Origin of the sequence: Pseudomonas bananamidigenes (assembly GCF_001679645.1) — a bacterium.
GTDB classification, from domain to species: Bacteria; Pseudomonadota; Gammaproteobacteria; order Pseudomonadales; family Pseudomonadaceae; genus Aquipseudomonas; species Aquipseudomonas bananamidigenes.
The window spans coordinates 26,054-34,967 of record NZ_LRUN01000064.1 but is presented as its reverse complement, the minus strand read 5'-3'; the positions used below and the strand labels follow the sequence as shown (position 1 = coordinate 34,967).

General features: G+C 59.1%; 10 protein-coding genes. 5 read left to right on the top strand and 5 right to left on the bottom strand.

The genetic code is table 11. The features are described from left to right. Nucleotides 1-43: 43 nt before the first annotated feature. A complete protein-coding gene (locus tag BBF94_RS21615) occupies nt 44-448 on the bottom strand; it encodes a TraR/DksA family transcriptional regulator (RefSeq protein WP_065260998.1) in 405 nt (134 codons plus the stop codon). 410 nt (nt 449-858) lie between these two features. Between BBF94_RS21615 and BBF94_RS21610 the strand changes: the two genes are divergently transcribed. From BBF94_RS21610 to BBF94_RS21600, 3 genes are all read left to right on the top strand, one after another. Further along, nucleotides 859-1,464, top strand: a complete 606-nt coding sequence (locus tag BBF94_RS21610; RefSeq protein ID WP_065260997.1) for a glutathione S-transferase — start codon at nt 859-861, stop codon at nt 1,462-1,464. Nucleotides 1,465-1,466: 2 nt separating this feature from the next. Continuing rightward, on the top strand, nt 1,467-2,573 hold the full coding sequence (locus BBF94_RS21605; RefSeq protein WP_065260996.1) for a DNA alkylation repair protein: 1,107 nt from the start codon (nt 1,467-1,469) through the stop codon (nt 2,571-2,573). Nucleotides 2,574-3,136: 563 nt separating this feature from the next. Continuing rightward, nucleotides 3,137-3,715, top strand: a complete 579-nt coding sequence (locus BBF94_RS21600; RefSeq protein WP_065260995.1) for a DUF4337 domain-containing protein — start codon at nt 3,137-3,139, stop codon at nt 3,713-3,715. Between the two features lie 80 nt (nt 3,716-3,795). Here BBF94_RS21600 and BBF94_RS21595 read toward each other — a convergent pair whose 3' ends face one another. Further along, nucleotides 3,796-4,065 (bottom strand): hypothetical protein, encoded by a 270-nt coding sequence (locus BBF94_RS21595; protein WP_065260994.1) that lies wholly within the window; start codon nt 4,063-4,065, stop codon nt 3,796-3,798. A 286-nt stretch (nt 4,066-4,351) separates the two neighbouring features. On the opposite strand from BBF94_RS21595, the gene BBF94_RS21590 reads away from it, so the two are divergent. After that, nucleotides 4,352-5,320 (top strand): LysR family transcriptional regulator, encoded by a 969-nt coding sequence (locus BBF94_RS21590; RefSeq protein ID WP_065260993.1) that lies wholly within the window; start codon nt 4,352-4,354, stop codon nt 5,318-5,320. Nucleotides 5,321-5,344: 24 nt separating this feature from the next. Here BBF94_RS21590 and BBF94_RS21585 read toward each other — a convergent pair whose 3' ends face one another. Next, complete coding sequence (locus BBF94_RS21585) at nt 5,345-5,800, bottom strand: RidA family protein (protein WP_065260992.1); 456 nt, start codon at nt 5,798-5,800, stop codon at nt 5,345-5,347. A gap of 299 nt (nt 5,801-6,099) precedes the next feature. Here BBF94_RS21585 and BBF94_RS21580 point away from each other — a divergent pair, with 299 nt between their 5' ends. Further along, nucleotides 6,100-6,501: a helix-turn-helix domain-containing protein gene (locus BBF94_RS21580; RefSeq protein ID WP_065260991.1), complete on the top strand. Its 402-nt coding sequence runs from the start codon at nt 6,100-6,102 to the stop codon at nt 6,499-6,501. A gap of 94 nt (nt 6,502-6,595) precedes the next feature. On the opposite strand, the gene BBF94_RS21575 is transcribed toward BBF94_RS21580, so the two are convergent. Together BBF94_RS21575 and BBF94_RS21570 are read right to left on the bottom strand one after the other, a co-directional pair. Further along, nucleotides 6,596-7,831 (bottom strand): MFS transporter, encoded by a 1,236-nt coding sequence (locus BBF94_RS21575; protein ID WP_065260990.1) that lies wholly within the window; start codon nt 7,829-7,831, stop codon nt 6,596-6,598. Between the two features lie 99 nt (nt 7,832-7,930). Continuing rightward, entirely contained in the window at nt 7,931-8,818 is an 888-nt protein-coding gene (locus BBF94_RS21570; protein ID WP_065260989.1) for a LysR family transcriptional regulator, read from the bottom strand. Nucleotides 8,819-8,914 lie beyond the last annotated feature (96 nt).

Below are 8,914 nucleotides of genomic sequence, written 5' to 3'. Positions count from 1 at the left end.
ATCTTTTCGCGACGACCCGCTTTGAAAGCGGTCGCCTCAGAAATCAGGCCTGACGCTGGTGCTTGTCGATCTGCTCGTGACGCTCTTGAGCTTCGATGCAGTACTTGGTGGTCGGGCTGATGAGCAGACGTTTCAGACCAATCGGCTCGCCGCTGTCGTCGCACCAGCCAAAGCTGTCTTCCTTGATACGCTCAAGGGCTTGTTCCAGCTGAGGCAGCATGCGCTGGTCGCGATCGATCGCGTTCACCAACCAGGTGCGCTCTTCTTCCACCGAGGCGGCGTCCGCCGGGTCGGCCGGGGTATCCAGGCTCTCGATGGCAATACGGTTCTGCTCAATGCGCTCATGGGTTTCGACTTTCATGTTCTGCAACAGCTCGGTGAAGAAAGCGTGTTGCTCGGCATTCATGTAGTCATCTGCCGGCATGGCCAGCAACTTGTCCTTTGTCATTGATATCTCTATAAAAAACGTGCATTAAGGCGAATTTGGGAGCGTTCCGGCGAACCGTCTGCGGTCCTCGGAAAGGCATCGTTTATTGCAAACGCCACCCGGCACTCAATTTACGAAGGGGCGGCAGTCTAAGGCCCGATTGAGGCCTCAGCAACTCTAAATACCGGGAATTTGTCCGACAACGTCCGCAAAGCCCTCTGACACAGGCCCCACGGCGCTCATCGGAGTGCGTTTATAGCAAGAAATTCAGTCGAGCGGCTGTATATAGAAGACAAACGGTGGATGAGCGGCGCTTTGTCGCATTTCTTTACAAACATCGACCGCAGAGCCAGCCCGCTTTCAGGACTGACAATCCCTTCAACCTCAGCTACGTTATGCCCTCCCCCCGGTTTGACTTGAAGGAACGCGTCATGAAACTGATCGGCATGCTGGACTCCCCTTACGTGCGCCGCGTGGCGGTCTCCGCCAAATGCCTGGGGATCGAACTGGAACACGACCCGGTGTCGGTGTTTCGCCATTTCGAGCGTTTCCGGCAGATCAACCCGGTGGTCAAGGCGCCAACCCTGGTGCTTGATGACGGCGAAGTGCTGATCGACTCGACGCTGATCCTCGACTACCTCGAAACGCTGTCCGGCAAAACCCTGCTGCCCACCGACCTCACCCAACGGGTAAAAGCCCTGCGCCTGATCGGCCTGGGCCTCGCCGCCTGCGAAAAAGCCGTGCAGCTTTATTACGAACGCAACCTGCGCCCGGCCGACATTCAATACCAGCCGTGGGTCGAACGGGTCGAAGGCCAGCTGGCCGCCGCTTTCACTGCCCTTGAACACGAACTGCAAAAACACCCGTTGCCCACTGATGGCACTCTTCAGCAGGACGGCATCACCCTCGCCGTCGCTTGGAGCTTCACCGGCCTCGTCGTCCCCGACCAGATCGACGCTGAGCGCTTCCCGCGCATCGCCCAATACACCGCGTACGCCGAAGGCCTTCAAGCGTTCATCAGCACCCCGATGACCTGACCATGAGTACCACCGAAACCGCCGCCCCGGCCCTGAAAGAAATCTTCAACGCCGAACGCCTGCAACACATTGCCAGCGAAATGAGCGCCGTATACCCGGCATTCAAGGCCAAGGCCTTTCTCAAGTACGCCAACGACGGCCTCGCCGACCTCTCGGTCATGCAACGCATGGCCCGCGTCAGCGAAAGCCTGCACGCCGTGCTGCCATTGGACTACGCCGATTCCCTCGACGTCCTGCGCGAACTCGCGCCACGTCTGAACAGCGGCTTCGTCAGCATGTGCTTGCCGCACTATGTCGCGAGCTACGGTGCGCACGCGTTCGACACTTCGATGGAAGCGCTGAAATACTTCACCACCTTCGGCTCCTCCGAATTCGCCATCCGCCACTTCCTGCGCAACGACCTGGAACGCTCGCTGGAGCGGATGCACGACTGGGCACAAGACGAAAACCACCACGTCCGCCGCCTCGCCAGCGAAGGCAGCCGCCCTCGCCTGCCATGGTCGTTTCGCCTGGAGCCGGTGCAGGCAAACCCGCACCTGGCCGCCGGGATTCTGGACCGGTTGAAGGCGGACGAGAGTCTGTACGTGCGCAAGTCCGTGGCGAACCATTTGAATGACGTGACCAAGGAACACCCGGAATGGGTGCTGGATACGGTTGAGGGGTGGGCGCTGGAGAACAGGCACACGGCGTGGATTGTGAAGCATGCGTTGCGAAGTCTGATCAAGCAGGGGGATTTGCGGGCACTCACTATCATCGGTGCCGGAGCCAAGGCTGAGGTCGAGTTGCTGGATGTGAAGGTGGAGCCAGCGGTGGTTCGGCTTGGAGAGGCCATCACCTTGTCATTCACCGTTCGATCGTTGGTGCCAGATGAACAGCGATTGGTGATTGATTATGCGATTGACTATGTGAAGGCCAGTGGCGGGACTTCGGCCAAGGTATTCAAGTTGAAGACCTTGGTATTGCCGGGGGCAGGTAGCGCGTTTGTGGCGCGGCGGCAGGTGATCAAGGATTTCACCACGAGGAAGCATTATGCGGGGAAGCATGCCGTGCATGTGACGGTTAATGGAGAGCGGTTGGGGAGTACTGCGGTTGATATCCTCACTTCCTGAGCGCCAGAAGTCATCAGGCCAGAAGTCGACTGACAAGACTGGCACAGATCATGGTGAAACTCCTGATTTTGATTAGGAGCTACCAGCATCACTTGCAGATGATGGGTGGCAGCCAAGTGCGGGTCTGCAAGACCGGGAAACCAGGCACCCGGCAGGCCCGAGGGTCTCCCGCACAAAGCCGCCATTGAGCGGACACAAACGAGCGTCCTTTTGGCAGGGCTGTGCGACTGGTTTTTCCGGCGGGCTTGCAGACCCGATCACTGAAAAGCAGTGACGGGAATCAAGTTTCGGAGGGAGCCCTGGACGCACAAGCCGGCGGATTCTGTCTCAGCTTTAGAGGGGACGCAAGCCATTGTGGGTAGCAGCCCACAAGAGAAACCATCATTTAAACAGGCCATTTTTCTGCGTTTAACTTCGCACAAAAGAGACTGTTTCGCAGTCCCGCGGAAACAAACCATGCGGCCGTCCACTTTCAGCCAAATGCCGTCGACCGTGTATGTCTAAAAAGCCGGCCAACCTGCATAATCCGCCCCTGTTCCTTCACCCACCCAAGTCCGAAAGTCATGCCTGAAGCGTTCGAAGTCCCGAGTCCTCACGAGCAACATATCGAACACACCACCCATCACGCCCATGCCAAAGGCGATCGCTTTGCCAGCAAGATTGCGGTCATGACGGCGATCATGGCGACGGTCGGCGCCCTGATGAGCTATCAGGCCGGCTCCACGGAAAGTGAGGCAGCGATGGACAAGAACAACGCCGCCATCCAGAAGACCGAAGCCGCCAACGAGTGGAACTACTATCAGGCCAAGTCCAGCCGGCAGAACCTGTCGGAACTGGCCAGCCATCTGCCGGGGCTGGATTCCGCTCACTATGTTGCCGAGGCTCGTCGCTACGCAGAGCAGAAAGAGCAAGCCCGAATAAAGGCGGAAGCACTCGAGCAGCAGGCGCGAGCATGGGACGAGAAATCAGAGCAGGCGCTTCATCAGCATCACCGCTGGGCCCAGGCCATGACCGCGATTCAAATCGCCATTTCACTGGCAGCCATCACCCTGCTGACGCGCAAGGAATGGCTCAGGCGCGTCTCGTTTGGGGCGGCGGGTCTGGGGGTCGTGCTGGGATCATTGGCGTGGTTGCATATCTGAAAGCGCTGCTCGCAACCGGTAATATCACAGACGCTGGTGCGCACCCACTACGCGAGTCACGCACCAGTCTTTCGGGATGATCACCACTGGCCGCTTACGAGACAGCCAACGATTTCCCAACCGCTGTACTCCCACCATGAATATCGCTCGTCGGAGCAACTTCTGGCCAGGCTGGCCATTTGGATTTTGCCGACTGCCTGAGGAGTGCTGAACGGCGTATCAGTCGAAGCTGTAACCTGATTGACAGGCTGGGGAGCGTTAATGGTCGTCGGATGCACGGAAGCATTTGCAACGGCGGCGGTGAAAACGAGGGTTGCAGATACGGCCAGCGCAGTGATGGGCTTTTTCATGTTCGAATCCTTTCAGTTATCTGACATGAGACTGATGCACTGGCCTGAACTGCGTTTATCACCGAACTGAACAGACCGGGTGCTTGCACAGAATGACGCCATGGAAGCCTACCACCGCGCCGCCACCCACACAGTCGCTCAACTGTGCTATTGACAACTGGAAAAAATCAGCCGCCAGGATGAACTTTCCCAGGCTCGAACGCCCTACGCGTCATCGGAACAATATGGCTGCTTCACCCCCACCTCTTCTCGTATCATCAGCGCCCTCGAATCTGGAACGATCTGTGTGAAATCGCCAACTGAAAAGGCTCCGGCTCCCCCTGACGGTAAAAAGTGGGACGCAGGCGAGGCTGCCGGTCAGCTCTCGTGGGACGACTTGCGCATCATCAAGACGCTCAGTGATTGCGGCAATCGTTCGGCTACGGCCAAAAAGCTTGGCATCAATGTATCGACCGTTTCGCGCCGGATTACTCAAGTCGAGCGCACGCTTGGCGTCGCGCTGTTCGATCATCGCAAGTCGGGGTATCTGCTCACCGCCGAGGGTGCCGAGCTGCGGGCACTCGCCGAACGGGTGGAGCTGGATATCGTCAGCGTCACGCGGCGTGTTTCACGTTCGGGTCAGGGCCCCCTCGGCAAACTTCGAATTACCACCAGCGACTCGTTGCTGCTGTACTTCTTCACCCCCATCATCGCCGACTTCAAGGCCCTGAATGAGGGCATCACCATCGAGGTGCTGGTCGGCAATGAAACCCTCAGCCTCGCCCGGGATGAATCGGATATCGCCATCCGGGCGACAAGAAAACCTGCCGAAAGCCTGGTAGGCCGCAAGCTGGCGAACATAGCCTGGGCACCCTATTGCTGCGACAGGCAGATAACGACGGGGCCACTTTTCGAAGAAGGCCAGGCATGGGTGTCGTACTCCTCAGCGCTCAGCGGTTTGAGGGCGACCCGTTATGTCGAAAGCCGGGTCGCTGCCGAGCGCATCGCGTACCGCACCGATTCCGTTGCGGCAGCCAGCGTAGCCATTGCGGCGGGCCTGGGATATGGATTCCTTCCCTGCATGCTGGGCGACATCACGCCGGGGCTGGTGCGCGCCGGGCCGGTGGTGCCCGAGCTTCAGGATGAGCTGTGGCTGCTGACTCACCAGGACATTCGAAAATCGTGGCGGGTCAAGGCATTCATGACTTTCTGCGCCGCTGCCGTCGCCAGTCAGAAAGCCCTGGTCGAGGGGCAGTCGATACTCCCGGTGACCTGAATCGAAACCGGGAGTACAGCTCATCTATTTCGCGCCAATCACGGCCTTGCATGCGATTTCGATCAGTTGCGGACGTTGCGCAAGTCTCGACACGCCAATGATATTGCTCGCGCACTGAGGCCGCTCGGTGCCATAGGCGGCCTTGCGCACTTTGCCGACAACCGCGAAGGCAGCATCCATGTCCAGCACGTAGAGCGTTTCCTCGACAACGTCCTGCAAGGTTGCGCCATACAAGGCGAGCAGCTTCGCAATGTTGTCGTAAGAGACCCGCATCTGCTCTCCCATCGAAGAGAAATCACTGGGTTTTCCGTCGGCGTCCAGCGGCGCCGGGGCGACCAGGTTTCCTTCCTCGTCATGGTTGAACTGGCCTGATACGTAGATCTCGTTTCCTGCCCGCCTTGCCTGCGGATAACCATAGGCCTCCTCCCAGGGCACGCCCCAGTAAGCGGTTTGCCTGTCGAGCGGTTGTGAAGCTGCCATTTGCATTCTCCTGCATGAGGGATCGATCTGATCCATAGGGGTGGGCGAATGCTAGCAGCGCAAACACGCACTCTGTGGCGCAAAAATGAGCCCAAAAGAGCGCAAAAGTGCGCCACCGATAAACATTTTGTTTCGTTATCTTTTGCTCGCCCTCAGCAATGACGCTGAGGAACGCACTTGTGGCCAGGGCGATACCTCTATCGCCGGCCCCAAGGGCTGTTCACAGACTTGTAACGTGTGCGGTGTCGACCGAGTCGAGTCAGCCGCGCGCATCCTGTTACCTGAATTTCCGGATGTGTATGAACATGGATAAATCTACCGTGCTGGCGACGCTCGCCCTGACTTCGACCGGACAGCTCAAATCCTGGCAGATAAGAACCGCCAAACAACTGATGCTGGACAGGCTGGATACCGGCATTTCCGTGACTGAACTGGCCGAAGCCTGCGCATTGTCACGCAGTCACTTTTCCCGCCTGTTCAAGGAAAGCACCCGGATGTCCCCGCAACAATGGCTGCGCGAGCAGCGGGTCATGAAAAGCAGGGCGTTATTGAAGGATTCCTCGATGCTGCTCACAGAGATCGCACTGGAATGCGGGTTCTGCGATCAATCTCACTTCTGCCGTACGTTCGCCAAAGCGGAAGGCATGTCACCCAAAGCCTGGAAACAACAAGCCGTCGGCCCGATTCCGGTCGCGGCTTGACACGGCAAGGCATCACCGGCGTGCGGGATTCGGAACAGGCCGGATCCCGGGCGGTTTTGGCCGGGATATAGACCTGAACTCAAAGGCTCGGGGCTCACCCGGTGTGTCGGTACTCCAACGCAGTCCGTGGCACGGTCTCCGGCACCGCCATCCAGAGCAGCACGAGCGCCGCCATCGCGACCCCTGCCAACGTCAGGAAAGCAGCGCTGTACCCGACTTCTTGAACCACAATCCCCGCCAGGCTGTTGCTCAATGCCGCGCCCAGTCCGAACACTGTCGTAATCGCACCCAGACTGACATTGAAGTGCCCGCTGCCCAGCGTCAGGTCTTTCACCACCACCGGAAACAGCGCGCCGAAAATCCCCGCGCCGATGCCATCGAGCAACTGCACGGAAACCAGCCACCACGGATCGTTCGACAGCACATACAACACCCCGCGCAACGGCAGGATCAGGAACCCCGCCAGCAGCAATGGCTTGCGCCCCCACACATCGGCTTTCGCCCCCACCAGCAACGCGACCGGCACCATTACCATCTGCGCCGCGACAATGCAGGCAGAGGTGAGTGGCGTGGCCATCTGCAGATTGGCTTGTGCCAGTTTCTGACTCACCAGCGGCAACATCGCCGCGTTCGCCAGGTGAAACAGCCCACAACAAATCGCAAACATCAGCAACGGTTTGTTGGTCAACAAAAGGGACAGGCCCGAAGGTCGCTTGCCCTGCCCCGTTTCGCTGGGTGCAAAACCGCGGGCGAGATCGTGGTCTATGGCATCCGCCGACACGAACGAGACGGCAATCACACTGGCCAGCGCCATGACCGCCATCAGATAAAACACCGCGACCGGGCCGAACAGGTACGCGGACAAACCGGCCAACAGTGCGGCACAAGCGTTGCCGGCATGATTGAAGGTTTCGTTGCGCCCGGTCCTTCGCGTGAAGGCGCGAGGCCCGGTGATCCCCAGAGTGATTGCGCAAATGGCCGGTGCGAAGATCGAAGCGGCAGCGGCGCTGATGGCCTGGGTCAGGGCCACCAGGCTGAATGAGGTCACGAATGGCAGCAACAGACAGCTTCCGGTGACTACCAGTGCCGCAATCACGATCAGCGCCCGTTTGAAATGCGAGCTGTCGACCAGCGCACCCGCCGGGGTTTGCGTGATGAGCGCGGCGATCCCGGCAATCGTCATGACCAGACCGATACTTGCCGGCTCCCAGTGATGCACCGCCAACAGATAAATCGCCAGATAGGGGCCGAGCCCGTCACGCACGTCGGCGAGGAAGAAATTCAGGCTGTCGAGGGACAGGTTGTTACGGCGATCAAGGTGATTGGCCACGGGAAGCGTCTTCGTTGTGGAGGTTCTGCGAGATGGCTCAACCTCTGCAGATCGAATGACCTTTTGCAGGGGATTTTAGTTGCATGAAACAGCTGCCCGTCAGGGCCCCATCAACAACTCGCGCTCGCCTTCACACAACCCCACCACATAATCCCAGACCACTCGCAATCGCACCGACTTGTGCAACTCCCGTCGCGTACTGATCCAGTAACTGCGCTCGATACTTTCCTGCGGCAACAGCGCCACCAGATCCGGATCGGACGCGGCCATGTAGCAAGGCAACACTGCAATCCCCAACCCCGAACGAGCCGCCTCTTGCTGGGCAATCACGCTGGTGCTGTGAAACACCACCCGTGGATTGCGGCAGAAGCTGTTGAGAAACATCAACTCCTGACTGAACAGCAGATCATCGACATAGCCGATCCACGCATGCCGTCCGAGATCCTCGCGACTGTGCAGTGGCGGCGCGCTGTCCAGATAGCGTTGGCTGGCGTACAGCGCAAGCCGGTAATCGGTGAGTTTGCGCGTGACCAGCATGTCCGCCGCCGGCCGTTCCAGGTGAATGCTGATTTCCGCCTCGCGATTGAGGATGCTGACGAAGCGCGGTACCGCCACCAGTTCCACTTCCAGCCCCGGATAACGCTCGAACAGGCCGATCATGCGACTGGCAAGGAACATGATGCCGAGTCCTTCCGTCACGCCGACACGGATCTTGCCCAGTGGCGCCGTCGATTGGGTGATTTCCTCCTGGGCCAGCAGCGCGACGTTTTCCATGGCCTCGGCGTGCTTGAGCAGCGCCTCCCCCGCAGGCGTCATTTCGTAGCCTTGAGCGTGCTGGACGAACAGCGCGGTGCCGAGGCTTTTTTCGATGGCTTCGATATGCCGGGCAACGGTGGCGTGGGTGGTGTTCAGGCGGCGGGCAGCGGTGAGCAGCCGGCCGCTGCGCTGCAACTCGAGAAAGAACCGCAGGTCGTTCCAGTCGAACATGGCTTGTCCTTGTCGGCTATCGTCAGGAAGCGCTGTTTGAAAACGCACAGCGGCTGCGCAAAAACTAACATTCTTTTGACGAAAGCTGACAACTAG